Annotated in this window: 27 protein-coding genes and 2 tRNA genes; 11 read left to right on the top strand and 18 right to left on the bottom strand. The window is 65.2% G+C overall.

What is annotated here, in order from left to right:
• Window positions 1-91 precede the first annotated feature (91 nt).
• The 6 genes from GO606_RS10595 to GO606_RS10570 all read right to left on the bottom strand — a co-directional run bounded on the left by GO606_RS10595 (window position 92) and on the right by GO606_RS10570 (window position 6,739).
• On the bottom strand, window positions 92-1,021 hold the full coding sequence (locus GO606_RS10595; RefSeq protein ID WP_169118619.1) for a branched-chain amino acid ABC transporter permease: 930 nt from the start codon (window positions 1,019-1,021) through the stop codon (window positions 92-94).
• A gap of 63 nt (window positions 1,022-1,084) precedes the next feature.
• Window positions 1,085-1,969: a branched-chain amino acid ABC transporter permease gene (locus GO606_RS10590; protein ID WP_169118620.1), complete on the bottom strand. Its 885-nt coding sequence runs from the start codon at window positions 1,967-1,969 to the stop codon at window positions 1,085-1,087.
• A gap of 91 nt (window positions 1,970-2,060) precedes the next feature.
• Complete coding sequence (locus GO606_RS10585) at window positions 2,061-3,278, bottom strand: ABC transporter substrate-binding protein (RefSeq protein WP_169118621.1); 1,218 nt, start codon at window positions 3,276-3,278, stop codon at window positions 2,061-2,063.
• A gap of 28 nt (window positions 3,279-3,306) precedes the next feature.
• A complete protein-coding gene (locus GO606_RS10580) occupies window positions 3,307-4,038 on the bottom strand; it encodes an ABC transporter ATP-binding protein (protein ID WP_169118622.1) in 732 nt (243 codons plus the stop codon).
• Window positions 4,031-4,786, bottom strand: a complete 756-nt coding sequence (locus GO606_RS10575) for an ABC transporter ATP-binding protein (protein WP_169118623.1) — start codon at window positions 4,784-4,786, stop codon at window positions 4,031-4,033. Before GO606_RS10575 ends, GO606_RS10580 begins: the two co-directional genes overlap by 8 nt.
• A 312-nt stretch (window positions 4,787-5,098) precedes the next feature.
• On the bottom strand, window positions 5,099-6,739 hold the full coding sequence (locus GO606_RS10570) for an acyl-CoA synthetase (protein ID WP_169118624.1): 1,641 nt from the start codon (window positions 6,737-6,739) through the stop codon (window positions 5,099-5,101).
• A gap of 211 nt (window positions 6,740-6,950) precedes the next feature.
• Here GO606_RS10570 and GO606_RS10565 point away from each other — a divergent pair, with 211 nt between their 5' ends.
• The 5 genes from GO606_RS10565 (at window position 6,951) to GO606_RS10545 (ending at window position 11,679) form a co-directional block, all read left to right on the top strand.
• Complete coding sequence (locus tag GO606_RS10565) at window positions 6,951-8,495, top strand: PAS domain-containing protein (protein ID WP_169118625.1); 1,545 nt, start codon at window positions 6,951-6,953, stop codon at window positions 8,493-8,495.
• 20 nt (window positions 8,496-8,515) lie between these two features.
• On the top strand, window positions 8,516-9,235 hold the full coding sequence (locus GO606_RS10560) for a response regulator transcription factor (protein ID WP_169118626.1): 720 nt from the start codon (window positions 8,516-8,518) through the stop codon (window positions 9,233-9,235).
• Between the two features lie 321 nt (window positions 9,236-9,556).
• On the top strand, window positions 9,557-9,757 hold the full coding sequence (locus GO606_RS10555) for a hypothetical protein (RefSeq protein WP_053420442.1): 201 nt from the start codon (window positions 9,557-9,559) through the stop codon (window positions 9,755-9,757).
• A gap of 136 nt (window positions 9,758-9,893) precedes the next feature.
• On the top strand, window positions 9,894-11,105 hold the full coding sequence (locus GO606_RS10550) for an RtcB family protein (RefSeq protein WP_425532206.1): 1,212 nt from the start codon (window positions 9,894-9,896) through the stop codon (window positions 11,103-11,105).
• Between the two features lie 229 nt (window positions 11,106-11,334).
• A complete protein-coding gene (locus GO606_RS10545; RefSeq protein WP_169118627.1) occupies window positions 11,335-11,679 on the top strand; it encodes a type II toxin-antitoxin system RelE/ParE family toxin in 345 nt (114 codons plus the stop codon).
• Window positions 11,680-11,706: 27 nt separating this feature from the next.
• Here the strand turns inward: GO606_RS10545 and tnpA are convergent, their stop codons facing one another.
• Complete coding sequence (tnpA, locus tag GO606_RS10540) at window positions 11,707-12,120, bottom strand: IS200/IS605 family transposase (protein WP_169118628.1); 414 nt, start codon at window positions 12,118-12,120, stop codon at window positions 11,707-11,709.
• Between the two features lie 22 nt (window positions 12,121-12,142).
• Between tnpA and GO606_RS10535 the strand changes: the two genes are divergently transcribed.
• A complete protein-coding gene (locus tag GO606_RS10535) occupies window positions 12,143-13,447 on the top strand; it encodes an RNA-guided endonuclease InsQ/TnpB family protein (protein ID WP_169118629.1) in 1,305 nt (434 codons plus the stop codon).
• Window positions 13,444-13,731 (top strand): helix-turn-helix domain-containing protein, encoded by a 288-nt coding sequence (locus GO606_RS10530; RefSeq protein WP_169118630.1) that lies wholly within the window; start codon window positions 13,444-13,446, stop codon window positions 13,729-13,731. The genes GO606_RS10535 and GO606_RS10530 overlap by 4 nt, the downstream gene beginning before the upstream one ends.
• A gap of 416 nt (window positions 13,732-14,147) precedes the next feature.
• Here the strand turns inward: GO606_RS10530 and GO606_RS10525 are convergent.
• The 11 genes from GO606_RS10525 to ybgC form a co-directional block, all read right to left on the bottom strand.
• Window positions 14,148-14,223 (bottom strand) — tRNA-Lys (locus GO606_RS10525).
• Between the two features lie 14 nt (window positions 14,224-14,237).
• A tRNA-Lys gene (locus GO606_RS10520) sits at window positions 14,238-14,313 on the bottom strand.
• Between the two features lie 202 nt (window positions 14,314-14,515).
• On the bottom strand, window positions 14,516-15,196 hold the full coding sequence (gene queC / locus GO606_RS10515) for a 7-cyano-7-deazaguanine synthase QueC (RefSeq protein ID WP_169118631.1): 681 nt from the start codon (window positions 15,194-15,196) through the stop codon (window positions 14,516-14,518).
• 103 nt (window positions 15,197-15,299) lie between these two features.
• Window positions 15,300-15,965 (bottom strand): 7-carboxy-7-deazaguanine synthase QueE, encoded by a 666-nt coding sequence (queE, locus tag GO606_RS10510; RefSeq protein WP_169118632.1) that lies wholly within the window; start codon window positions 15,963-15,965, stop codon window positions 15,300-15,302.
• Between the two features lie 11 nt (window positions 15,966-15,976).
• Window positions 15,977-16,720: a tol-pal system protein YbgF gene (gene ybgF / locus GO606_RS10505; protein ID WP_169118633.1), complete on the bottom strand. Its 744-nt coding sequence runs from the start codon at window positions 16,718-16,720 to the stop codon at window positions 15,977-15,979.
• Window positions 16,720-17,247 (bottom strand): peptidoglycan-associated lipoprotein Pal, encoded by a 528-nt coding sequence (gene pal / locus GO606_RS10500; RefSeq protein ID WP_169118634.1) that lies wholly within the window; start codon window positions 17,245-17,247, stop codon window positions 16,720-16,722. The genes ybgF and pal overlap by 1 nt, the downstream gene beginning before the upstream one ends.
• A gap of 36 nt (window positions 17,248-17,283) precedes the next feature.
• The gene (gene tolB / locus GO606_RS10495) at window positions 17,284-18,564 is read right to left on the bottom strand and encodes a Tol-Pal system beta propeller repeat protein TolB (protein WP_169118635.1); all 1,281 of its coding nucleotides are present in this window, start codon (window positions 18,562-18,564) and stop codon (window positions 17,284-17,286) included.
• 78 nt (window positions 18,565-18,642) lie between these two features.
• The gene (locus tag GO606_RS10490) at window positions 18,643-19,575 is read right to left on the bottom strand and encodes an energy transducer TonB (protein WP_169118636.1); all 933 of its coding nucleotides are present in this window, start codon (window positions 19,573-19,575) and stop codon (window positions 18,643-18,645) included.
• The gene (gene tolR / locus GO606_RS10485) at window positions 19,572-19,985 is read right to left on the bottom strand and encodes a protein TolR (protein ID WP_169118637.1); all 414 of its coding nucleotides are present in this window, start codon (window positions 19,983-19,985) and stop codon (window positions 19,572-19,574) included. The genes GO606_RS10490 and tolR overlap by 4 nt, the downstream gene beginning before the upstream one ends.
• Window positions 19,986-20,002: 17 nt before the next feature.
• Window positions 20,003-20,677 (bottom strand): protein TolQ, encoded by a 675-nt coding sequence (gene tolQ / locus GO606_RS10480; RefSeq protein WP_169118638.1) that lies wholly within the window; start codon window positions 20,675-20,677, stop codon window positions 20,003-20,005.
• Entirely contained in the window at window positions 20,674-21,120 is a 447-nt protein-coding gene (ybgC, locus tag GO606_RS10475) for a tol-pal system-associated acyl-CoA thioesterase (protein WP_169118639.1), read from the bottom strand. Before ybgC ends, tolQ begins: the two co-directional genes overlap by 4 nt.
• 217 nt (window positions 21,121-21,337) lie before the next feature.
• Between ybgC and GO606_RS10470 the strand changes: the two genes are divergently transcribed.
• The 4 genes from GO606_RS10470 (at window position 21,338) to GO606_RS10455 (ending at window position 25,414) form a co-directional block, all read left to right on the top strand.
• The gene (locus GO606_RS10470) at window positions 21,338-22,501 is read left to right on the top strand and encodes an STAS domain-containing protein (RefSeq protein ID WP_246979478.1); all 1,164 of its coding nucleotides are present in this window, start codon (window positions 21,338-21,340) and stop codon (window positions 22,499-22,501) included.
• Window positions 22,502-22,538: 37 nt separating this feature from the next.
• Window positions 22,539-23,078, top strand: a complete 540-nt coding sequence (gene hslV / locus GO606_RS10465; protein ID WP_169118640.1) for an ATP-dependent protease subunit HslV — start codon at window positions 22,539-22,541, stop codon at window positions 23,076-23,078.
• Window positions 23,075-24,403, top strand: coding sequence for an ATP-dependent protease ATPase subunit HslU (gene hslU / locus GO606_RS10460; protein WP_169118641.1), 1,329 nt, complete (start codon window positions 23,075-23,077; stop codon window positions 24,401-24,403). The genes hslV and hslU overlap by 4 nt, the downstream gene beginning before the upstream one ends.
• Before the next feature lie 135 nt (window positions 24,404-24,538).
• Entirely contained in the window at window positions 24,539-25,414 is an 876-nt protein-coding gene (locus tag GO606_RS10455) for an AEC family transporter (protein WP_169118642.1), read from the top strand.
• Window positions 25,415-25,418 lie beyond the last annotated feature (4 nt).

Below are 25,418 nucleotides of genomic sequence, written 5' to 3'. Positions count from 1 at the left end.
GACAGCGGACGCCGGGTGCGGTCAATACAACATCTGCGTGGCGAAAACCTCGTCCGCCGCCAGCGCGGGCGACCGTTCGCCGCGCTGCTCGCTACATCCGGATCCCCGAGCGCCTGATCAGCACCGCCAGCTCGCCGACGATGCCGCGGCGGAACGCGAGCACGCAGATGACGAAGATCACGCCGGTCAGCACGCTGACCCACTGTCCCAGTTCGGCACCGTAGTTTTGCAGACCGACGACGACCGTCGCGCCGACGATCGGGCCGAACACGGTGCCCATGCCGCCGAGCAGGGTCATCAGCACGATCTCGCCCGACATGTGCCAATGCACGTCGGTCAGCGAGGCGAGCTGGAACACCAGCGTCTTGGTCGCGCCGGCAAGGCCCGACAGCGCCGCGGACAGCACGAAGGCGAGCAGCTTGTAGCGGTCGACGTCATAGCCGAGCGAGATCGCGCGCGGCTCGTTCTCGCGGATCGCCTTCAGCACTTGGCCGAACGGCGAGTGGATCGCGCGGTCGATGACCCAGAACCCGCCGAGGAACACCGCGAGCACGAAGTAATACATGTTCATCGTGTCCGCGAGATCGACGAGCCCGAACAGGCGCCCGCGCGGCACGCCCTGCAGGCCGTCCTCGCCGCCGGTGAAGGGGAACTGCAGCGCGAGGAAATACACCAGCTGCGCGAGCGCGAGCGTCACCATCGCGAAATAGATGCCGGAGCGGCGGATCGCGAGGCTGCCGAAGACAAAGCCGAGCACCGCGGCCGTTGCGGTCCCGGCGAGCAGGCCGAGTTCGGGCGACAGCCCGAGTTCCTTCATCGCGTAACCGCAGGTGTAGCCTGCCCAGCCGAGGAACGCGGCGTGGCCGAACGACAGCAGCCCGGTGTAGCCGAGCAGCAGGTTGAACGCGCAGGCGAACAGCGCGAAGCACAGGATCTTCATCACCAGCACCGGGTAGACGAGGAACGGCGCGACGAGCCCGAGAACGATCAGGACGATCCAGCCGATGTGTTTGCCTTTCATTGCGCCGATCCTGGTCTGGATGATGGAATGACGGGGGACGACAAAGGGCCGTGCGCCTGCGGCCTAACGCTCGCGCCCGAACAGGCCGGCCGGACGTAGCAGCAGCACGATTCCCATGATGACGAAGATCACGACCGCGGAAGCTTCCGGGTAAAACACGCGCGTCAGGCCTTCGATGAGCCCGAGGCCGAGGCCGGTGACGATCGAGCCCATGATCGAGCCCATGCCGCCGATGACGACGACGGCGAACACGACGATGATCAGGTTCGAGCCCATCACCGGGTTCACCTGGAACACCGGCGCCGCGAGCACGCCGGCAAACGCCGCGAGCGCGACGCCGAAGCCGTAGGTCAGCGTGATCATCAGCGGCACGTTGATGCCGAAGGCCTGCAGCAGCTGGGGGTTCTCGGTGCCGGCACGCAGGTACGAGCCGAGCTTGGTGCGCTCGATGATGTACCAGCTGCCGAAGCACACGACGAGCGACACCGCGATGACCCACGCGCGGTATTTCGGCAGGAACATGAAGCCGAGGTTGAAGCCGCCGGACAGCAGTTCGGGCACCGGATAGCTTTCGCCGGAAATGCCGAAGCGGTAGCGGAAAAGGCCTTCGATGATCAGCGCGAGGCCGAAGGTCAGCAGCAGCCCGTACAGGTGGTCGAGCCGGTACAGATGCTTGAGCATCGTGCGCTCGATGATCATGCCGAAGAGGCCGACGACCACCGGCACCGCGACGAGCGCGACCCAGTAGTTGATGCCGAGGTAGGTCAGGCCGATCCACGCGACGAACGCGCCCATCATGTACAGCGCGCCGTGCGAGAAATTGATGATGTTGAGCAGACCGAAAATGATCGCCAGCCCGAGGCTCAGGATCGCGTAGAACGAGCCGTTGATGAGCCCGATCAGCAGTTGCCCCATCAGGGCCTGGATCGGAATGCCGAAAATGTCCATAGCGGGCGGCCTGGTTGCGGCGCCGCGCGTCCGGCCCTGACGGGCGCGCGATGCGCGCCGCAGGCTGGACGCCGGAAGCCGGGTCGGAAGGCTATTTCTTCATCAGCGGGCAGGTGCTTTCCGCGGCCGGGATGTACGCCTCGGCGCCCGGGATGACCTGGCGGATGTGGTAATAGTCCCACGGATACTTCGACTCCGACGGCTTCTTCACCTGCGCCAGGTACATGTCATGGACCATGCGGCCGTCGGCACGGACCTGGCCGTTCTTCGCGAAGAAGTCATTGACCGGCGTCGCGCGCATCTTCGCCATCACCGCTTTCGCCTCGTCGGTGCCCGCGCTCTTGACCGCCTTCAGGTAGTGATAGACGGCCGAATAGTCGCCCGCCTGCACCATCGTCGGCATGCGCTTCATCTTGTCGAAGTAGCGTTTCGACCAGGCGCGCGTCTCGTCGTTGCGGTCCCAGTAGAAGCCGGTCGTCAGGTACATCCCGGCGGTCGCGTCGAGCCCGAGGCTATGCACGTCCGATATGAACATCAGCAGTCCGGCGAGCGACTGCTTCGGCGTGATGCCGAACTCGCGCGCCTGCTTGATCGAATTGATCGTGTCGTTGCCGGCGTTGGCCAGGCCGATGACCTGCGCGCCGGAAGCCTGCGCGCTCAGGAGGAAGGACGAGAAATCGCTGCCGGGGAAGGGGTGACGCACGCTGCCGAGCACCTTGCCGCCGCTCTTCTTCACGACGTCGGCGGTGTTCTTTTCGAGCGAGTGGCCGAACGCGTAGTCGGCGGTGATGAAGTACCAGGTCTTGCCGCCTTGCTGCACGACCGCCTTCGCGGTGCCGACCGGCAGCGAATAGGTGTCGTACGCCCAATGCACGGTGGTGTCGTTGCACTGCTCGTTGGTGATCGGCGTCGAGCCCGCGCCGGTCACGAGCGAGATGCGGTTCTTCTCGTTCGCGACCTTCATTACGGCGAGCGCCGTCGAGGTCGTGACGAGGTCGACGATCGCGTCGACCTGCGCGGTGTCGATCCACTCGCGCGCCTTGTTCGCCGAGATGTCGGCCTTGTTCTGGTGGTCGGCGGAGACCATCTCGACCTTGAAGTCCGGTTTCTCGTTCGCGATGAAGTCCTCGATCGCCATCCGCGTCGCCTCGACCGCACCGGGGCCGGCGAGGTCGGAATACGTGCCGGACATGTCGGTCAGCACGCCGAGCTTGACGACGCCGTCGCTGATCGTCGCCGACTGCGCGAGCATCGGGTGCGCGGCCAGCGCTGCCGCGGCGATCGCTGATGCCAGAATCCTGGGTTTCATTGTTCTCCTCCTTGTTGGTCCACCGTGCTCACACGCCCAGCAGTTTTTGTAGCAGCTGCATCTTCGAATCGAGTTCATCCTTTGTCACCGTCGCGACGATGCGGCCGTGTTCGATGACGTAATGCCGGTCGGCGAGCGGCGCGGCGAAGCGGAAATTCTGCTCGACCAGGATGATCGTGAGCCCCTTTTCTTTCAGGCTCGTGATGACGCGGCCGAGCGTCTGCACGATCACCGGCGCGAGGCCTTCGGTGATCTCGTCGAGCAGCAGCAGCCGCGCACCGGTGCGCAGGATGCGCGCCATCGCCAGCATCTGCTGTTCGCCGCCCGAGAGCCTGCTGCCCGGGCTGTGACGGCGCTCGCGCAGGTTCGGGAACATCTCGTAGATCTCGTCGAGCGACATGCCGCTGCTGTTCACCGCGGGCGGCAGCAGCAGGTTCTCCTCGGCGGACAGGCTCGCGTAGATGCCGCGCTCCTCGGGGCAATAGCCGACGCCGAGGTGGGCGATGCGGTGGGTCGGCAGGTCGATAACCTGACGGCCGTTGATCATGATCGAGCCGCTGCGCCGGCCGGTCAGCCCGAGGATGGCTTTCAGCGTCGTCGTGCGCCCCGCTCCGTTGCGCCCGAGCAGCGTCACGAGTTCGCCGCGGTTCACGCTGAAATCGATGCCGTGCAGGATGTGCGATTCGCCGTAGAACGCATGCAGGTCGCTGACCCGCAGCATCTCGACGTCGGGGTTGTGGCGGGCGCTGGCGTCAGGCATGTTCGGACCCCATGTAGGCTTCGAGCACGCGCGGGTCCCGCGACACCTGCTCGTACGGTCCTTCGGCGAGCACTGCGCCCCGCTGCAGCACCGTGATCGTGTCGCAGATGTGCGAGACGACGCTGAGGTTGTGTTCGACCATCAGCACGGTGCGGTTCGCCGACACGCGCTTGATGAGGTCCGCGACGCGACCGACATCCTCGTGGCCCATGCCCTGCGTCGGTTCGTCGAGCAGCATCATCTCGGGTTCGAGCGCGAGCGTGGTCGCGATTTCAAGCGCGCGCTTGCGCCCGTAAGGCAGTTCGACAGTGGTGGCGTCGGCAAACGACTGCAGGTCGACCGCTTCGAGCAGTTCCATTGCGCGCCCGTTCAGGACGTCGAGGCTTTTCTCCGAGCGCCAGAAATGGAACGTCGTGCCGAGCTTGCGCTGCAGCGCGACGCGCACGTTGTCGCGCACACTCAGGTGCGGGAACACCGCCGAGATCTGGAACGATCGCACGATCCCGCGCCGCGCGATCTGCGCCGATTTTTCGTGCGTGATGTCCTGCCCGTTGTAGTGGATCGTGCCGCGGGTCGGCGTGAGGAACTTCGTCAGGAGGTTGAAGACGGTCGTCTTGCCCGCTCCGTTCGGCCCGATCAATGCGTGGATCGAGCCGCGCCGCACCTGGAGATTGACCTTGTCGACGGCGACGAAACCCTTGAATTCCTTCGTCAGGTCACGTGTTTGAAGAATGAAGTCCGTGCTCATCGCGTCTGACAGATCCTGCCTCACTGGTGGGAAGCTGAACTGTGCCGGCGAGCCCGCGCCGACGCCAAACCGCCTCATCGCAGGCAGGACGAAAGGTCCGCCGACGATGAATCTTGATGCTCAAGGTATATGGGAATTCAATTCGGGCGGGACTAAGCTAACACCGGGGTGGGGGGGCGTCAACGCGACGAGGATAGGGGTGAACCCGCATCGCCGGGCGGAAAAGCGCCATGCCAACGAAATGCGCCGGGCAGCTATCCCGCCCCGGGCCCGCGGAAAGGGTTCCCGGCCCGGTTTCTCCGCAAGCTGCGATCAGTCGATCGCCGAGGCCGATCTGGCCTGCTCGCGCAGCACGAATTTCTGGATCTTGCCGGTCGAGGTCTTCGGCAGCACGCAGAACTCGATATGCTTGGGCACCTTGTAGCGCGCGAGGTGCTCGCGGCAGTGGGCGATGATGTCGTCGACGGTGACCGCCGCGCCGTCCTTGACTTCGATGTATGCCGCGGGCACTTCGCCCCATTTCTCGTCGGGTTTCGCGACGACCGCGGCCGTCATCACGGCGGGATGGCGGTACAGCGCTTCCTCGACTTCGAGGGACGAGATGTTCTCGCCGCCCGAGATGATGACGTCCTTGGAGCGGTCCTTGATCTTGACGTAGCCGTCCGGGTGCATCACCGCGAGGTCGCCGGTGTGGAACCAGCCTCCGGCGAAGGCTTCGTCGCTCGCCTTCTCGTTCTTCAGGTAGCCTTTCATGACGAGGTTGCCGCGGAACATGATCTCGCCCATCGTCTCGCCGTCGGCCGGCACCGGCTCCATCGTTTCGGGGTCGAGCACGGCGATCGCTTCCTGCATGTGGTAACGCACGCCCTGGCGGCCGTTGCGCTCGGCGCGGCGGTCGATCGGCAGTTCGTCCCACGACGGGTGCTTGGCGCATACCGACGCCGGGCCATAGGTTTCGGTCAGCCCGTAGACGTGCGTGATGTCGAAACCGATGCGCTCCATGCCCTCGATGATCGCGGCCGGCGGCGCAGCGCCGGCGATCAGTGCCGACACCGTGTGCGTGATGCCGTCGCGCATGCCCGCCGGCGCGTTGATCAGCATGCCGTGCACGATCGGCGCGCCGCAGAAATGGCTCACCTTGTGCGTGCGGATCAGCTCGTAGATCAGCGCGACATCGATTTTGCGCAGGCACACGTTGATGCCGGCGTTGGCGGCCATCGTCCACGGGAAGCACCAGCCGTTGCAGTGGAACATCGGCAGCGTCCACAGATACACCGCGTGCTGCGGCATGCCCCAGCTGATGATGTTCGACGCCGCGTTGAGGTACGCGCCGCGATGGTGATAGACGACGCCTTTCGGGTTGCCGGTGGTGCCGGACGTGTAGTTCAGCGCGATCGCATCCCATTCGTCGGGCGGCAGGCTCCACGCGAACTCGGCGTCGCCGGCGGCGAGGAATTCTTCGTACTCGATCGCGCCGAGGCGGTCGGTGCCCGGGTATTCGGCGTCGAGCGCATCGATGACGAGCGGCTTCGGCCCGTCGAGCCGCTCCAGCGCGGGCCCGACGAGTGACGCGAACTCGGGGTCGGTGATCAGCACTTTCGCTTCGCCGTGCGCGAGCATGAAGGCGATGGCTTCCGGGTCGAGGCGGGTGTTGAGGGTGTTGAGCACGGCGCCGATCATCGGCACGCCGAAGTGCGCTTCGAACATCGCCGGGACGTTCGGCAGCATCACCGCGACCGTATCGCCGCGGCCGATGCCGTGCTGCACCAGCGCGCTCGCGAGACGGCGGCAGCGCGCATAGGTTTCCTGCCACGTGAAGCGGCGGGCGCCGTGGATTACCGCGGTGCGCTGCGGGTACACCTGGGCCGAGCGTTCGATGAAGCTCAGCGGCGACAGCGGGACGTAGTTCGCGGCGTTCTTTGCCAGACCTTGGGCATACGGGCTATTCGACAATTCTTTCTCCTGGGGCGATCGTTCCGACGGGCCCACGCGAGCGGCGAACGTGAGCGTGCACGATCAAGCATCGCAACAAACCTTGTCGCAAATTGCGCGCAAATGTACTCAATCTTGTCGTCGCTCCGGCGGCGCCGGGACGGGCGCTAGAATCGGGCCGAACAGCCATGAAGCGCTGCGCGGCAAGCGGCGGTGCGCAACGGGAAAAAGTATGGACATCGACGACAGGCCTTCGGCGCAGACCGGGGACCCGACTGGCGAGAACCGGCGCCTGCGCGACATCATGGATGCAATTCCGGCGCATATCGCCTATTTCGACGACAGCTGGACGTATCGCTACGCGAACAAGGCGTACGCGGCGTGGTTCGGACGGGAAAGCGACCAAGTGGTCGGGCACCGCATCGTGGATGTCGTGCCCGCGGAGGTTTTCGACGCGGTGCGCGAGCCGCTCGGCCGGGCGCTGGGCGGCGAGCGGCTCACCTATGAATACACGATGAGCGACGCGGCAGGGCGCACGCTATACGCGCGCAGCACACTGGTGCCCGACATCGGCGCCGCCGGCGAAGTGCTCGGCTGCTACGTGCACGCGGTCGACATCACCGAGCAGCGCCGGACGCAGCACGCGCTCGCGCAAGCGCAGAAAATGGAGGCGATCGGCCAGCTCAGCGGCGGGCTCGCGCACGATTTCAACAACATGCTGACCGTCGTCATGGGCAATCTCGCGGGCCTGCGGGAAGCGCACCCGGACGACGCCGCGATCGAGGAATTCGTCGCCCCGGCGATGCAGGCCGCGCAGGGCGGCGCGCAGTTGATCGAGCGGCTGCTGGCCTTCTCGCGCCAGCAGCCGCTCGCGCCGCGGCCGGTCGAAGTCAACGAGCTGATCCTGGGCATGGCGAAGCTGATCCGGCGCTCGCTGCCCGAAACCATCGCGCTGCACACGGCGAGCCGCAATGCCGAACTGGTCGCGATGACCGACGCGCACCAGCTCGAGAGCGCGCTGCTCAACCTTGCCCTCAACGCCCGCGACGCGATGCCCGAAGGCGGGGAGCTGCGCATCGAGTCCGCCGTCGAGACGCTCGATGCGGCTGCCGCGGCGGAGCTCGATATTCCCCCGGGCGACTACGTGCAGGTGACGGTCCGCGATAGCGGCACCGGGATGGATGCGACGACGCTCGCGCACGTGTTCGAACCTTTCTTCACGACCAAGCGTTTCGGCATGGGCAGCGGGCTGGGCCTGCCGATGGTGTATGGCTTCGCCCGCCAGTCGGGCGGGGCGGTACGCATCCGCAGCCGCCAGGCCTGCGGCACCATGGTCGCGCTGTTGCTGCCGCGCACCGTCGCGAGTCCTGCCGCAGCCGGCGAAGCGGGCCGCGCCGCGGCGCCCGCGACGCATCTTGCGGGGCAGCTGGTGCTGCTCGTCGAGGACGACCCGGAGGTACGCACCGTCGTGCGCAAGCAGCTCGCCGCGCTCGGCTGCTCGGTGCTGGAAGCCGAAAACGGCCAGGAAGCGGCCGACATCGTCGAGAACGTCGCGGCGATCTCGCTCGTGCTGTCGGACGTCGTGATGCCCGGCGGACTCGACGGGTGCGGGCTGACGCGCTTCATTCGCCGCTTTCGTCCCGGCCTCCCGGTGATCCTGATGAGCGGCTACGTCGACCAGGCCGATGCGATCACCCAGGATCTCGGCGTCCCGCTGCTCGCCAAGCCTTTCAGCAAGGAGAGACTGTCGGCTATGCTGGACGCAATCTGTCGCTGACCGAATTGCGGAGTCGTGCCGTGCCGAACAAGCCGAAGGAAACGATCCACGTCGTCGAGGACGACCCTGCGGTCGCCCGGCTGATGGCCCAGACGCTCGAGAAATTCGGCTTCGAGGCGCAATTTTTCGCGACCGGCGCGGATTTCCTGCGGCGGCTGGATTCCGACCCTCCGCGCCTGTGCGTTCTCGATCTCGGCCTGCCCGACATGGACGGCCTCGACATCCTCAGCCACGTCCGCTCCCGCCATGGCTTCGGCCTGCTGATCGTCACCGGCCGCGGCGACACTCATGACCGCGTGACGGGGCTGGAACTGGGGGCCGACGACTACATGGTCAAGCCGTTCGAGCCGCGCGAATTCATCGCCCGGGTGCGCAGCATCCTGCGGCGCTATCGCGAACCGGCCGCGGCTGACGCGCCAGCGAAGGGCGTGCGCATCGCCGAATTCGCCGGCTGGCGCTTCGAACCCGGCAACAACGCCCTCACTTCTCCCGATGGCGAAACCGAGACGCTGAGCATGGCCGAAGCCCGGCTGCTGGGCGCGTTGCTCCAGCGTCCCAACCAGATCCTCACTCGCGAGCAGCTCCTCGGCGGGCGCGACGTCGCGGCGCTCGACCGCAGCATCGACCTGCGCATCTCGCGGCTGCGCAAGCGACTCGAAGAAAACCCGCTTCATCCCAGGCTGATCAAGACCGTGTACGGCGCCGGTTACCTGTTCTCGGCGAACGTGGAGTGGCTGTAAACACCGCCGGCCGTGCGCCTGGCCGCGTCGCGTTTACCGCCCGTGGGCGCGTGTAACGACATGTACGCGCCGGAACCCGCCTCTTTGCGTCCCGTCGAATTCGGACTGATCCCAGCAAGGAGTTCGCGATGGACACCGAACCGGCTCGACCTGAGACTCATCCCGGCGACCAGGCACCTCCCGGAACTCCCGGAACCGGCGAGAACACCTGCCGCGCCTGCAAGGGAACAGGAGTTGTCGACGGCAAACCCTGCGTCGAGTGTGGCGGCACCGGCGTAGTCATTGAAGGAATCGGGGGAGCATAGACAGGAGGAAGCAGACATGGCCGAACCTCACACGCGCAAGTCGGACACAGCCGACAATCCCCAGTCCTCCGCGGCGAACCCTCCCAAGCCCGGCACGCAGGGTGAGGATGCCCGGAGCGACAAGGAAAAGCAGCGCGAAAATCAGCAGCGCATGGGCGTGACACCCGAGCACAAGACCGAAGACATGGAGAAGAAGCACCGCGGCACGTTCCCGTGAGCGAGTTCGTGGCGCATCGGGCGCGGCGGGCATGCGGGTTCTCTCCGGGGACGTGCCGCGGGTGCGGCAGCTGGCGGAGCCGGCCTGTGCGCCGCACGGTGGAGCGCGCCTGAGCAGGATTCGACAGGAGGGTGTCATGCCGATCAAACAAGTGCTGACCGGCCAGCGTGTTCCCGTGAAGATCTGGACCGATGACGTCGACGAGAAGTCGAAGGCCCAACTCGCGAACCTCGCGCAGATGCCCTTCATTCATCATCATGTCGCCGCGATGCCCGATGCCCACGTCGGAATCGGTGCGACCATCGGTTCGGTCATCGCCACCCACAAGGCGATCATCCCTGCTGCGGTCGGTGTCGATATCGGCTGCGGCATGGTCGCCGCAAGGCTTTCGCTGACCGCCAACGATATTGACGACAGGTCGCTCAGGGCCGTTTTCGAGCAGATCAGTCATGACGTTCCGGTCGGCCGCGCGCAACACTGCGACGATACCGTGCGGGCGGAGGCGGTGCGGCCTTTCGAGGCGCGGCTCAAGGCGCTCACCGAACGCCATCCGCAGCTTCTCAAGGCATTCGGCAAAGTCTCGAAATGGACACACCAGATGGGGACGCTGGGCGGCGGCAATCACTTCATAGAGATATGTCTCGACGAGGCGGATCGCGTTTGGGTCATGCTCCATTCCGGCAGCCGGGGTATCGGCAATGCCATGGCCGACTACTTCATCCAGCTCGCGCGCAAGGACATGGAACGCTGGATGATCCAGCTTCCGGATCGCGATCTGGCGTACTTCCCCGAAGGCAGCGAGCACTTCGACGATTACGTCGAGGCAGTGCAGTGGGCGCAGGACTATGCGCGACAGAACCGCCAGTGCATGCTGGATCTGGTGCTCTCCGCGCTGGCCCGGCATTGGCCGCCGTTCGTGGTGACCAGCGAGGTGGTCAATTGCCACCACAACTACGTCGCGCAGGAGCATCACTTCGGGGCGAACGTCTGGGTGACGCGCAAGGGGGCGATTCGCGCGCGCGAGGGCGACCTGGGCATCGTTCCGGGCAGCATGGGTGCGCGCAGCTACATCGTGCGCGGCAAGGGCAACGCGGAAAGCTTCTGTTCGAGCGCCCGGCGCCGGGCGCCGGATGAGCCGCACCGCGGCAGAGAAGCAATTCACCGAGGCGGATCTCGTGCGGCAGACGGCCGGCGTGGTCTGCCGCAAGGACAAGGGCGTCATCGACGAAATTCCCGGCGCCTACAAGGACATCGACGCGGTAATGGCCAACCAGAGCGACCTCACGGATGTGCTGCATACGCTGAAGCAGGTGGTGTGCGTCAAAGGCTAGACCGGCTCGCGGGTTGAGCCCGGAGTATGTCCGGATACTCCAGGAAACCGTACGTCGGCTACCTGACCGCGCTCTCAGGCACCACCACGCCGCGACTGATGTAGTCCCCCCGAGGACGAGGCAAGCGTTTTTCGTTCCCGGGCGTATCTCTTGATGCTGTAGCGGAGAGTGAGATCCGGCAGCCGGCCGGCAACGTGGTTGCCTTGCCCAGCGCCTGAACTGTTCCAATGGATTACACTCCAACCCATGCAAACCGTTGCCGAGTTGCCCGAGTACATCCGCACCGCCGACAAATTGCTGAGCGCCGAAGAGCGGCAAGACATCATCCGCTATCTGGCCGAGCACCCGAAGGACGGCGATCTGATGGAAGGCACGGGAGGCGTGCGCAAATTGCGCTGGCGGCGCGGTGGGCAAGGCAAGAGCGGGGGAGTTCGCGTCATCTACTACTTCCACGACGACGCCATGCCGCTGTACCTGCTGACGCTGTTCGCCAAGGGCGACCGCGCCAACCTGAGCAAGGCGGAGCGCAACGAACTGGCGGGATTGACCCGGTGCGCGGCAAACCCCGGCCTTCAGGCCGGGGAAGGATAGCGCGGGCGGCGTAGCCGTCCCTGGGTTTCAGTGTGGGCTCTGCTGTTGTTCGATGTACTGGCGCACGATGGAAATCGGCGCCCCGCCGCAGGACGAGGCGAAGTAGGAAGGCGACCACAGCACGCCTTTCCAGTAGCGTTTCTCGATGTCGGGCCGCTCCTTGCGCAGCAAGCGGCTGGACACGCCCTTGAGGCTGTTGACGAGGTGGGAGACGGCCACCTTCGGCGGATATTCCACCAACAGGTGAACATGATCGTCCTCGCCATCCATCTCGATCAGTTGCACCTCGAAGTCAGCGCAGACCTTGGCGAAGATCGTGCGCAGCCGATTGATGGCGTCGCCATCGAACACTCTGCGGCGGTATTTCGCCACAAAGACCAAGTGGGCGTGCATCTTAAAAACGCAGTGCCGTCCATGTCGAATATCGTTGTCATCGCTCATAGACCAAGAGTATGATTGAGCCATGCAACGACTTCAAGCCTTCAAATTCGAACTCAGCCCGGACGGCCAGCAGGAGCGGCAGATGCGCCGCTTCGCTGGCTCGTGCCGGTTCGTGTTCAACAAGGCGCTGGCGCTGCAGAAAGAACGCTACGAGCAAGGCGAGAAGAAGCTCGGTTATGCCGGGCTGTGCAAGCGGCTCACCGAGTGGCGCAACAGCCCGGATACGGGCTGGCTGTCCGGCGCCCCCGTTCACCCTCTGCAGCAGACGCTCAAGGATCTGGAGCGGGCTTACGCCAACTTCTTCTTGAAGCGGGCCGATTTCCCGCGCTTCAAGAAGAAAGGCCAGGCCGACAGCTTCCGCTATCCCGACCCGAAGCAGATCAAACTTGAGCAGGCGAACAGCCGCCTGTTTCTGCCAAAGCTCGGCTGGTTGCGTTATCGCAACAGCCGGGACGTGCTGGGCACGGTGAAGAACGTCACGGTTAGCCAGTCGTGCGGCAAGTGGTATGTGAGCGTTCAGACGGAGCGCGAGGTCGAGCAACCCCTCCCCAACGGCGGTGCGGTTGGCATCGACATGGGCGTGGCGCGCTTCGCCACGCTTTCGGACGGCACGTTTTACGCTCCGCTCAACAGCTTCAAACGGCATCAGACCGCTTTGCGCCGCGCGCAACAGGCCATGAGCCGCAAAACGAAGTTCAGCAACAACTGGAAGAAAGCTAGGGCCAAGGTCCAGAAGATCCATTCCCGCATCGGTAACGCCCGCCGCGACTACCTGCACAAGACCTCAACCACGATCAGCCAAAACCACGCGATGGTGTGCATCGAGGACTTGCAGGTGCGGAACATGTCGAGGTCGGCGGCAGGCAGTAGCGAGCAACCGGGGAAACAGGTTCGGGCCAAGTCGGGCCTGAACAAAGCCATCCTCGATCAAGGCTGGGCCGAGTTCCGACGACAACTGGACTACAAGCTGGCGTGGAACGGCGGACACCTCATCGCCGTGCCGCCGCGCAACACGAGTCGAACCTGTCCATGCTGCGGCCACGTGTCGTCGGCCAACCGCCAGACGCAAGCCCGGTTCGAGTGCGTGGAATGCGGCTTCGAGGAAAACGCCGACGTGGTTGGCGCGATCAATGTGCTAAGGGCGGGACACGCCCGGTTAGCCTGTGAAGTGAACGGTGCGGTCATGCCGTCAGCAGCAGGAACCCACCGAAGCGACTCAGGGGCGGCTCAATGCCCGCGCCTGAGCGCAGCAGGAATCTCCGGCCTTCAGGCCGGGGAGGATGTCAAGACGCTGCTGGTCAAAGCATGGAGAGGGAAACGAACATGAGCACCGCATTCGAAAGCATCAAGCGCGGTTTGATGGAGGCCATCGAGCACGCCGAAGGCCGCGCCCCGGCAACTCGCATCCACCGGCCGCGCCCGGTGGATGTAAAAGCGTTGCGCGCCAAGGTGGGCATGACACAGGAGCAGTTCGCCGCCCGCTTCGGCTTCTCGACTGCCACGCTTCGCCATTGGGAGCGAGGCGACCGCACGCCACACGGCCCCGCACTCGTGCTGCTGAACGTCATCGAGCGCAACCCGGCCGCCGTCATCGAGGCGTTGAGCGCGTGACCGAGCAACGCCGCGCCTACCTCGACGGAGGGAAAACCGGGACACCTTCACCCGGCTGGCGCGGCACCTACCTGAGGGGCGCACGAAGGGGCGCGAACGATGAGCAAGCCTGAACCGAACTGGGCTATTTGGCGACATATGCCGAGACTGTCGGCGCATGAGGCGATTACCCTGTCCCTTGGAATTGATCCTGACAAGGTTTCAAAGTGGAGTCCAAACGAATGGGCTATTGCGGCCCGTAAGGGGGTGGCAATCTCAGTCCCCGAGTTCGGGCCGCGACTGAAGCTTTTTCGCCGCTGTCACGAGCAGTTGCTTTCGTTTGCACGCAGGTGCAGGGGCGCTGGTTCTATCTCTACCTGATCTCCAGAAAGCAAAAAGGCCAGCTCGCGAGAACTGGCCTAAGTGCTTGAATCTGCTGGTGGGGGCAGTAGGATTCGAACCTACGACCTACTGATTAAGAGTCAGCTGCTCTACCAACTGAGCTATACCCCCGGTTCTGTGTTTTTTGGTAGGCCGTGCGGGATTCGAACCTGCGACCAACGGATTAAAAGTCCGCTGCTCTACCAGCTGAGCTAACGACCCAAACCTAGAAGGATTGCGATTCTAGGGAATGCTGCCGGGCACGTCAAGTTATCGTGATAAACGGGTTTCTCAATGGCATTTTCACGATCCGATAGCTTGCTGTAGCGCGGGGAAAGGACGCCCCTGCCGATCAACCGCGCTCGGGCGCGGGCTGGGTGCGGCAGAAAGGGCCGGAATCCGGAGGCCGGTGACGCAGGCAGGTTTACTGATAGGGAGTCGGATCGGGGATGCCCGCAGCTTCGAATCCGGCTTTGCGCAGGCGGCAGGCGTCGCACAGGCCGCAGGCGCGGCCGGCGTCATCGGCCTGGTAGCATGAGACGGTCTGGGCGTAGTCGACGCCGAGAGCGGTTCCCCGCTGGATGATGCCGGCTTTGGACAGCTGGATCAGCGGTGCGTGGATCGTGATGTGCGCGCCCTCGGTGCCCGCCTTGGTGGCGAGGTTGGCCATTGCCTCGAAGGCCGCTATGAATTCCGGGCGGCAGTCCGGGTAGCCGGAGTAATCGACGGCGTTGACGCCGACGTAGATGTCCTGGGCGCCGAGGACTTCCGCCCACGCGAGCGCGATCGACAGCATCACGGTGTTGCGTGCCGGCACGTAGGTGACGGGGATGCCGCCGACCGCGCCTTCGATCGGCACCGGAATTGACGAATCCGTCAGGGCCGAGCCGCCGAATTCGCCGAGGCTGACGTGAGCGAGCCGGTGCTCGCGGGCGCCGAGGCTCTGCGCGACGCGCCGTGCCGCGGCCAGTTCGGCGGTGTGGCGCTGCCCGTATGCGATCGACAGCGCGTAGCAATCGAAGCCCGCCTCGCGGGCGATCGCGAGGCAGGTTGCGGAGTCCAGGCCACCGGAGAGCAGCACGATGGCGCGTTTCGGTTCAGTCATGATGAAGGTTCTCATCGAGCGGTTGGGAGGAATGCGGCGCGCCGGACCGTGGATCGCCCCACCCACAGCACAGGAGGCTGCGACCCATCAGCCGGCGTCCGCGCTATCGCCCGCGGGCGTCGTTCCAGAGAATCTTGTGCAGCTGAAGCTGGAAGCGCACGGGGAGGCGGTCGCGCACGATCCATTCGGCGAGCTGCGCGGGATCGAGTTTCCCCTGTACGGGCGAAAGCAGGACCGTGCAGCGCCGCGCCAGCTGATGTTCGGCGAGGCATTGGATGGCCCACTCGTAGTCGCGTAGGTCGGCGAGGACGATCTTCACTTCGTCGCGCTCGTTCAGGTGCGCGAGGTTGTCCCAGCGATTGCGCGCGACCTCGCCGGAGCCGGGTGCTTTCAGGTCCATGACACGCGACACGCGCGGGTCGACGGCGGCGATGTCCAGCGCGCCGCTCGTTTCGAGTGACACCGAAAGACCGGCATCGCACAACGCGGCCAGTAGTGCGAGGCAGCCTTTCTGCGCGAGCGGTTCGCCTCCGGTGACGCAGACGTGTTCGACGCCGTGCCCGAGGACCTCTTCGACGATCGGTGCGATGCTGCGGCTCTCGCCGCCCTGGAACGCGTACTCGGTATCGCACCACACACAGCGCAGCGGACATCCGGTCAGCCGCACGAAAACGGTGGGCAGGCCGACTCGCGTCGATTCTCCCTGGAGTGACGCGAAGATCTCGGTGATCCGCACCTTCACGTCGTGGCTGTCGCTTGCCTGCTGCATCGTGGAACCGTTTAACGCTTTACGCCGAGCCGCTGACGGGCCGCCTGCGCGGCGGAACTGTCGGGAAACCGCTCGACAAGTTTTTTCAGTGTTTCCTGCGAGGTCTTCGCATCGCCCAGTGCTTGCTGGCTGTTTGCTAGGCCGAGCATCGCGTCCGGCGCGGCGGCGTCCTGCGGCCAGGTTTTGAGGACGGTGTTGAAGTAGGTGCTTGCCGCGGCGACTTCCTTGGCCTGTAGCGCGGCGTTACCGGCCCAGAAGTGCGCGCCGGGGAGGAAGGTGCTTTGCGGGTGCTCCCTGATGAACTGCTCGAAACCGGTCAGTGCGTCCTTGTACCGGCCCTCCTTGAGGAGATTCAGCGCGGCCTCGTACTGCGCCGATTCGGCTGCAGGATCGGGCGGGGGGGCGTTCGGCGCCGTGGTGGTGGCGGACGCGGTGCGGCTGCTTTCGATCTGGCGCACGCGAGTGTCGAGGTCGACATAGAAATCGCGCTGGCGCTGCTTGAGTGATTCGACTTCGTGCAGCAGGACTTCGAGTTGACCGTGCAACCGGGAAATCTCGGCCTTCAGCAGCTCGTTCTGGCTCGCCAGTTCGAGCTGCCCGCGGCTGCTCGCCTCCAGCCGCTCGAGGCGGCCGTTCAATTCCATCCGCATGTCGGATATCGCGCGCCGCGCCCCGTCGTCGGTGAAAAGACCCGCCTGCGCGGGCCCCATCGACGACAATGCGGCAAGCATTGCCAGCGGCAGGAGGCGTTTCATCAGAACTCGCCCGAATACAGCATGTCGCCGCGGCGGTTCTGCGCGAAGCACGATTCATTGCTTTCGCCGCAACGCGGTTTTTCTTCGCCGAGGCTGACCGACTCGATCTGCGATTCCTTCGCGCCCAGCAGCGTCAGCGCCTGGCGCACCGCGTCGGCCCGCTTCTGGCCCAGCGCGAGGTTGTATTCACGGCTGCCGAGTTCGTCGGTGTTGCCCTGGATCAGCATCTTCATCTGCGGGTTCTGCACGAGGAAACGTGCATGGGCCTCGATCAGCGGACGAGCTTCGGGCTTGATGACGAACTGGTCGAAGTCGAAGAACACGCTGCGTTTCGACAGGATATTGTTCGGGTCGGTCAGGGCGGCGATGCCCGAACCCGCCATGCTCGGTGCGGTGACCGTGGCCACGCCGGGGGCGCCCGTCGAGCGGTCTTCGACAGCGGTGCCGCCTGCCTGGTCGAAAGTCCCGGTGCTGCTGCAACCGGCCAGCAATGCGACGAGCAGTGCGGGCAGAACGAATTTCTTCATGAATTTTCCTTGTAATGAGACGAACAGCAGTGGTTGTTACCTTGTGAGCGGTCCCCATGAGGGTTCGCGCACGTCGGCGGCCTGCACCGAAAGACGCTGTTTCACCCGGCCGTCGGACGACACTGCCGCGAGGACTCCGCGTCCGCCACTTTCTGAGGCGTACAGGATCATGCGGCCGTTGGGAGCGAAGCTGGGTGACTCGTCGCGTGACGAGTCGGTGAGGATCGTGGTCTGTCGGGTCGCGAGGTCCATCACCGCGACCTGAAAGCGTCCGTTGTTGCGGGTGATGAAGGCGAGGCTGCGGCCGTCCGGGGAGAGGCGCGGCGTCACGTTGTAATTGCCTTCGAAAGTCACCCGCTGGGCACTGCCGCCCGTTGCCGGAATCCGGTAGATCTGGGCGCTGCCGCCGCGATCGGAACTGAAATAGATCCATTCTCCGTCGGGCGACCAAGCCGGTTCGGTGTCGATTCCCGATGAGGTCGCCATCCGGCGCAGGCCGGAGCCGTCCGCGTTGAGGACGTACAGCTGGGACTGGCCGTCCTTCGTCAGCACGACTGCGAGCCGCTGACCGTCGGGGGCCCACGTCGGCGCCGAGTTCGAGCCCTTGAAATTCGCGACGACCTGGCGCTGGCCCGTTGCCAGCGTATGCACATACACGACGGGCTTCTTGGCCTCGAACGACACGTAGGCGAGCCGCTGGCCGTCCGGCGCCCAGGCCGGCGAGATGATCGGTTCGCGCGACGCGAGCGCGGTCTGCGCGTTCATTCCGTCGGCGTCGGCGATCTGCAGTTCGTAGCGCGGGCCGCTCTTCACGACATAGGCGATGCGGGTCGCGAAGTAGCCCGGCTGGCCGGTGAGCTTTTCGTACACAAAGTCGGCAATGCGATGCGCCGTCGCGCGGTTCTGCGCCGGGGTCATGCGCAGCGACAGTCCGCCGAGTTCGGTCTGCTTCTGGGTGTCGAACAACCGGAAGCGCACGTCGTAGCGCCCGTCGGCTTGCGGGTAGAGGCTCCCCGCAAGCACTGCGTCGGCGCCGCGAGCGCGCACGCCGGCGAGATCGGGCACCGCCGTTGCGGGCATCGCGACGAGACCCATGTCGATGAGGCTGAACAGGCCGCTGCGCTCCAGGTCCGCGCGGACCACATCCGTGATGCCCCGCGGCAGGGATCCTTCGTTCTCGAAGAGCGGAATGGCGACCGGAAACCGCGTTGCACCCGCGCCCGTGATTTCGATCGAGAGCTGCGCATGAGCGGCCCACGAGAGGGTCGCAAGGGTGGCAGCGAGCAGCAGGCGGAAACGGGAGAGGAGGATATTCATGGCGTGGCGGTGGCCGTCAATTGGCAATTATAACGAACGAATCCGAACAACAGGCGCAGGGAAGATGACACGCACCTCTTAGTCCTCGTCGAGAGGCTTGAACTTCAGTTCGAGCGTGCGCTGGAAAAGTTCCTTCGCTTCGGGCAGCGGCAGTGGGCTCGAGCGGCGGATGGCGCGTTCGATGGCCTCGTCGAGCGCGGGGATGCCGGACGAGCGCTTGAGACGGATCGCAATCACTTCGCCGCTCGGTAGCTGGTCCACCTCGAAAACGGCTTCCGGATTGCCGCTCAGGCCGGGGGGGCGCAGCAGATTGCCGCGCACCTTGGTCCGCAGGGCATTCTCGTAGGCGTCGCCGGCGGCACGGTTGCGGGCCGCCGCCGCATGGGCGACGTCGTCGCGCATCATTCGTTCGAGTTGTGTGCGTTCGGTTTCCTGCGCCAGGCGCTGCGCCATGTAGTCATCTTTCGGCGGCACGACCGGTTCGGGTTTCCTGGTCTGCGGTTTCGCCGGTTCCGGCTCGGGTTTCTTCGGCTCCGGGAGTTTGGGCTCCGGTTTCGGTTCCGGCTTCTTCGGTTCCGGTTTTTTCGGCTCCGGCTTCGGGGGTTCGGGCTTGGGTTCCGGTTTGACCGGTTTCTTCGCCTCGGGCGCCTTCATGGCGATGTCGGGCTTTGCCTGCGCTTTCGGCGGCTCGGGTTTCGGGGCCGGCTTTGGCGGCTCGGGCTCGGGCTTGGGAATCGGCTTCGGCTCGGGCTTGGGAATCGGCTTCGGCTCCGGCTTGGGGATCGGCTTCGGTTCCTGCTTCGGTTCGGGCGCCGGTTCTGGCTTTGGCGGTGCGGGGTGCGCCGGGACTGCGGCCACCAGGTCGACTTCCAGCGCCGCGGGCGGAGCGCTTTGCCAGCGCACGCCCAGCACGAGAAACGCAATGAGGCCGAGATGGACGGCAATCGTCAGCGCGAGCGATGCCCATTTTCCCGGCTCGTCGCGGTGGGAATTCGGGACTGCGTCGTTCATCGCCCGCTGCTGCCCGCCTGCGTCTGCAGGCCGACCTTCTGGATCCCCGCCTGGCGCAGGCCATTCAGCGTATCCATGACTTTCTCGTAGCTGACCTTCCGGTCGGCGGCAATGACGACCGGCTGGAGTGGGTTGCGCTCGATCGCCCGGCGCAGTTCGCGCAGCAGTTCGTTATTGCTCATCGCCTGCTCTGTCGAGCCGCCGGTCGCCTTGAGGGCGAGCGAACCGTCGCGCTTGACGACGACGAGCATCGCCTCGAGCGGGGTCTGGGGCACTTGGTCGACGGTCGGCAGGTCGACGCTGCCGGTCTGGATCATCGGCGCGGTGACCATGAATATGACGAGGAGGACCAGCATGACGTCGATGTACGGCACGACGTTGATCTGGTTCATCAGGCGGCGCTGGCGCATCGCAAAACCTCCGGCGCTCAGCGCAGCTGGCGCTGCAGGATGTTCGAGAACTCTTCCATGAAGCTTTCGAAGCGGATGCCGATCCGGTCGATGTCGTGGGCGAAGCGGTTATACGCGACGACCGCCGGAATCGCGGCGAACAGGCCAATAGCGGTGGCGACGAGGGCTTCGGCGATGCCGGGCGCGACCTGGGCGAGCGTCGCCGAGCTGACGTTGGACAGGCCGCGGAACGCGTTCATGATTCCCCACACCGTACCGAGCAGACCGATATACGGCGAGACCGAACCGACCGAGGCGAGAAACGCGAGGTGGGCTTCGAGGTCGTCCATTTCGCGCTGGTAGGTTGCGCGCATCGCGCGGCGGGCGCCATCGATCGTCGCCGCGTGGTCGTGGCTTTTCGCGCGCAGCTTGGTGAATTCGCGATAGCCCGATTCGAAGATGCGCTCCATGCCGCCCGTCTGATGGCGCGCCGCGGCGGCCGACTGGAACAGTCCGTTGAGGTCGCCGCCGCTCCAGAAGTCGCGCTCGAAGCCGTTGGTCTTGTTGCGTGCCGAGCGGATCTGGAACGACTTGCGGAAAATCCAGTACCAGGAAACGAGGGAGAGGCCGGCGAGCAGTGCCATCACCAGCTGCACGAGGACGCTGGCCTGGCTGACCAGGCTGATGATGGAGAGGTTTTCGGTGAGGGTCATGCTTGAACGAGTTTTTCCAGTCTGGAACGTATTTCGGCAGGGAAGGGGGTGGGGCGTTTTTTGTCGAGATGGACGCAGGCGATCACGAAGCGGCCATCGAACAGGAGTTCGGTGTCGCGCAGCACGCGTTGCGCAAAAACCAGGCTCGCGCCGCCGACCGTGTCGATGTTCGACACGACGTGTAACGCATCATCGAGGAATCCGGGTGACAGATAGTCGGCCTTTACCGAGCGCACGACGAAGGCGATCCGTTGTTCGGTGAGCAGTGCCTGCTGCTCGAAGCCGATTTCCCTGAGGGTTTCGGTGCGCGCGCGCTCGCAAAAGCGCAGGTAGTTGGCGTAATAGACGACGCCGGCGGCATCGGTGTCTTCGTAATAGACCCTCAGCGGCAGCGAAAAAACGGTCTTTTCCGCTGCGATCGCAGGGTGGCAAGCGGTGTGCATCGCAGCATTCTAGCCGACTCGCACCGGCGCTGCGAATCCGTTTCCGGGCACATTTTTTCAAAATGCAAGGCGTTGCCGGGACGCCGCGCGAAGGGGCAAATCGACCCGATGCGCCGGGGAGTGGCCCGAGTTGCGCAATGCCCGTTTCGTTTCCGAAGTGCTATTCTTTGCCGCTTGGTACGATTCACCTAACCATATTCCCTGGACAGGCTGCGACGTGGTCCTTCCATTTTTCGGCAAGAAGTCCGTCTCCGGCCCCCCGGCTGGCAGCGATGCCCGCACGCACCCGGCCTCGTCTGCACGGGTCGAGCACGCCGCGGAATTGTCGACACTGGATTTCACCGGTGATGCGAACCACGCACTCACGCAGTACGCCGGGCTCATGGAGGTGACGGAGGTCGGGGCCGGTCTCGGTGCGGCGTACGAGGAGGCCGCGGTGCTCTATGCCAATGGCAGTGCCGACGCTGCCGAATCGGTGCTCGGTGCGGTGCTCGACAGCGCGTCGCATCAGGCTGGCGAGGGGGTGTGGATGATGCTCCTCGATCTCTATCGCCTCACCGGCCAGCGCCAGCGCTTCGAGTCGCGGGTGGTCGATTACGCGACCCGTTTCGAGCGTTCCCCCCCTCCCTGGCAGGACCTGTCGAGCGCGCCCGGGCAAGGTCGGTCGAAGGCCGTGCCGTTGCTGAGCCTCTCCGGCACCCTGTCGGGGCAATCGACGACGCAGTTCGAGCAGATCGGGACCATCGGCAAGAAGAGCGGCGCGATCCGCGTCGAGCTGAGCCGCTTGCGCTCGGTGGATGAAGCCGGATGCACGCTGTTCCGCAAGCTGTTGCGCGAACTTGCCGCCGAGCGCGTCAAGGTGTCGCTGCTCAAGTGCGGGCAGCTTTCTGACATGCTGGCGGGGCAGGTGCACGTCGGCCGGCCGGAGGGACGGGACGGCTGGCTGTTGCTGCTCGAGATGCTGCAGCACACCGGCGAGCAGGATCGCTTCGAACAGATCGCGGTCGATTACGCGATAACATTCGAGGAATCCCCGCCGTCGTGGGAACCGAAGATGGAGCGCGAGGCGATCTCCACCGCCGCGATCGAAGCGGCCGTCGCCGCCGCCGAAGGCTTCAGCCTCGATGGCGAACTGACGAGCGCCATGACCGAGAGCATTCGCCGGCTGGCCGCTTTCGCGGCGGGCCGCCAGCGCTTCGAGGTCGATTGCGCGCAGCTGCGGCGGCTCGACTTCGTCAGCGCCGGCACGCTGTTCAACGTCCTCGCAACCCTGCAGGCGCAGGGTACGCAGGTGATTTTGAGAAACGTGAATGCCATGGTCGCCGCACTTCTGCGCGTCATGAGCGTCGATCAGGTCGCGCAGGTGACGCTCCGCGTTTGAGGCGGAGTTCTTGCCGCGCTGCGAAGGAAAAATATCAATGGAACAGTATCACGGCACCACTATCCTTTCGGTGCGCCGCGGCCGGCGCGTAGCGCTCGGCGGAGACGGGCAGGTCACGCTCGGCAACATCGTCATCAAGGCGACCGCGCGCAAGGTGCGTCCGATCTACCAGGGCAGGATACTCGCCGGGTTTGCCGGCGGCACGGCCGACGCGTTCACGCTGTTCGAGCGCTTCGAGGCGAAGCTCGAGAAGCACCAGGGCAACGTGCTGCGCAGCGCAGTGGAGCTGGCGAAGGACTGGCGCACCGACCGCATGCTGCGTCGGCTCGAGGCGATGCTCGCGGTCGCCGATCCGGACAACTCCCTCGTCATCACCGGCAACGGCGACGTGCTCGAGCCGGAGCAGGGCATCGTCGCGATCGGCAGCGGCGGCGCGTATGCACAGTCGGCGGCCCGCGCGTTGCTCGAGAACACCGAACTGCCGCCGGAAGACATCGTGAAGAAGTCGCTGCAGATCGCCGGCGATCTGTGCATCTATACGAACCAGAGCCACGTAATCGAGGTACTCGAGGGATGACCCAGATGACCCCCCCGGAGATCGTCTCCGAACTCGACAAGCACATTGTCGGCCAGGGCAAGGCCAAGAAGGCCGTCGCGATCGCGCTGCGCAACCGCTGGCGCCGCGCGCAGGTCGAGGAGCCGCTCAGGAGCGAGATCACGCCGAAGAACATCCTGATGATCGGCCCGACCGGCGTCGGCAAGACCGAGATCGCGCGCCGGCTCGCACGGCTCGCGAACGCGCCCTTCATCAAGATCGAGGCGACGAAGTTCACCGAAGTCGGCTATGTCGGCCGCGACGTCGACACGATCATCCGCGACCTCGCCGAGATCGCCGTCAAGGACGGACGCGAACGCGCGATGCGCACGGTGCGCGACCGCGCGCTCGACGCCGCCGAGGACCGCGTGCTGGACGCGCTGTTGCCGCCGGCCCGCCCGGTCGGCCTCAACGAGCCGGAACCCGCGGATTCGAGCACCCGGCAGAAATTCCGCAAGCGCCTGCGCGAAGGCGAACTCGACGACAAGGAGATCGAGATCGAAGTCGCCGCGCAGGGGATGACCGCCGAGATCTTCGCCCCGCCGGGAATGGAAGAGCTCACGCAGCAGATCCAGGGGATGTTCCAGAATCTGGGCGGCGGCAAGAAGAAGCTGCGCAAGATGAAGATCGGCGAGGCGCTGAAGGCGCTGACCGACGAGGAGGCGGCGCGGCTCATCAACGACGAGGAAGTCAAGGCCGAGGCCGTCCGTGCAGTGGAGCAGAACGGCATCGTGTTCCTCGACGAGATCGACAAGGTCGCGTCGCGCTCGGAAGGGCAGGGCGCGGACGTGTCGCGCCAGGGCGTGCAGCGCGACCTGCTGCCGCTCGTCGAAGGGACGACCATCTCAACGAAGTACGGGATGATCAAGACCGATCACATCCTGTTCATCGCCAGCGGCGCGTTCCACCTCGCCAAGCCGAGCGACCTGATCCCCGAACTGCAGGGGCGCCTGCCGATCCGCGTCGAGCTCGAGAGCCTGTCGGTCGAGGATTTCCAGTGCATCCTGACGCAGACCGACGCGTGCCTCGTGCGCCAGTACCAGGCGCTGCTCGCGACCGACGGCGTGGCGCTGGAGTTCACCGACGACGGCATCCGCCGTCTCGCCGAGATCGCGTACCAGGTCAATGAGAAGACCGAGAACATCGGCGCGCGCCGCCTCTATACGGTGATGGAAAAGCTGCTCGAGGAAGTCTCGTTCGAGGCCGGCAAGATCGGCCTGGACAAGCTTCTCGTCGATGCCGCGTACGTCGACGCGCGGCTCGAGATTCTCGCGCAGCGTGAGGATCTCGCGCGCTACGTGCTCTAACCCGGCGCAAGACGGCGGTTGCGCGCCGCCGTTCGTCGTTCGCGGACCTCGCGGCGGGAACGCTCCCGGCGTGCCGCGGCTCCCCATCCGCTTGCCCGGCCTGCGCGGCCGGCGAGCGCCGGAATTCTCCTTGCCATGCTCGTGCGCATCGTCTCGATCCTTTTTCCGCTGTTCGCGATCACCGCGCTGGGCTATTTCGTCGGCAGGCGGATGAAGCCCGACCTGTCGCACGCGAACAAGCTGAACATGGACGTCTTCATCCCGGCGCTGGTGTTCGCGGCGCTGGCGAACAAGGATTTCCGCATCGTCGAGTTCGTGCCGCTCGTCGTCGCGACGCTGGTGATCGTCATCGGCTCGGGCCTGATCGGCTGGGCGCTCGCACGTTCATCGCGGATCGCGCCGAAGACTTTCGTGCCGCCGATCATGTTCAACAACTGCGGCAACCTCGGGCTGCCGCTCGCCGTGCTGGCGTTCGGCGAACCGGCGCTGGCGCCCGCGGTGGTGATGTTCATGGTGTCGAACCTGCTGCATTTCTCGTTCGGCGCGTGGCTGCTCGATCATCGCATCGAGGTGTGGACAGTATGGAAAGTGCCGTCGGTGCTGGCGACTTTCGCCGGGCTCGCAGTCGGCATCGCCGGCATCGCGGTGTGGCCGCCGCTGATGCTCGCGATCAAGATGCTCGGCGACGTGTCGATCCCGCTGATGCTGTTCGCGCTCGGGGTGCGCCTCACCGATTCGAATATCTCGTCGATCGGGCTGGGGTTTTACGGCGCTGCCGCGCGTCCGCTCGTCGGCATGATGCTCGCGTACGCGGTGATGCTGTTCATCGACCTGCCGCCGCAACAGGAAGCCCTGCTGCTGGTGTTCGGCGCCCTGCCGCCGGCGGTGCTCAACTACATCTTCGCCGAGCGCTATCACCAGGAACCGCAGGCGGTGGCGTCGATGGTGCTGATCGGCAACGTCGCAGCGGTGGTTTTCCTGCCGATCGCGCTGGCGATCGTGCTGCCCTGAGCCT

The sequence above is a fragment of the Aromatoleum anaerobium genome (assembly GCF_012910705.2).
In the GTDB taxonomy this organism is placed as follows: domain Bacteria; phylum Pseudomonadota; class Gammaproteobacteria; order Burkholderiales; family Rhodocyclaceae; genus Aromatoleum; species Aromatoleum anaerobium.
The sequence above is the reverse complement of the archived record's forward strand: the minus strand, read 5'-3'. Positions and strand labels throughout refer to the sequence as shown.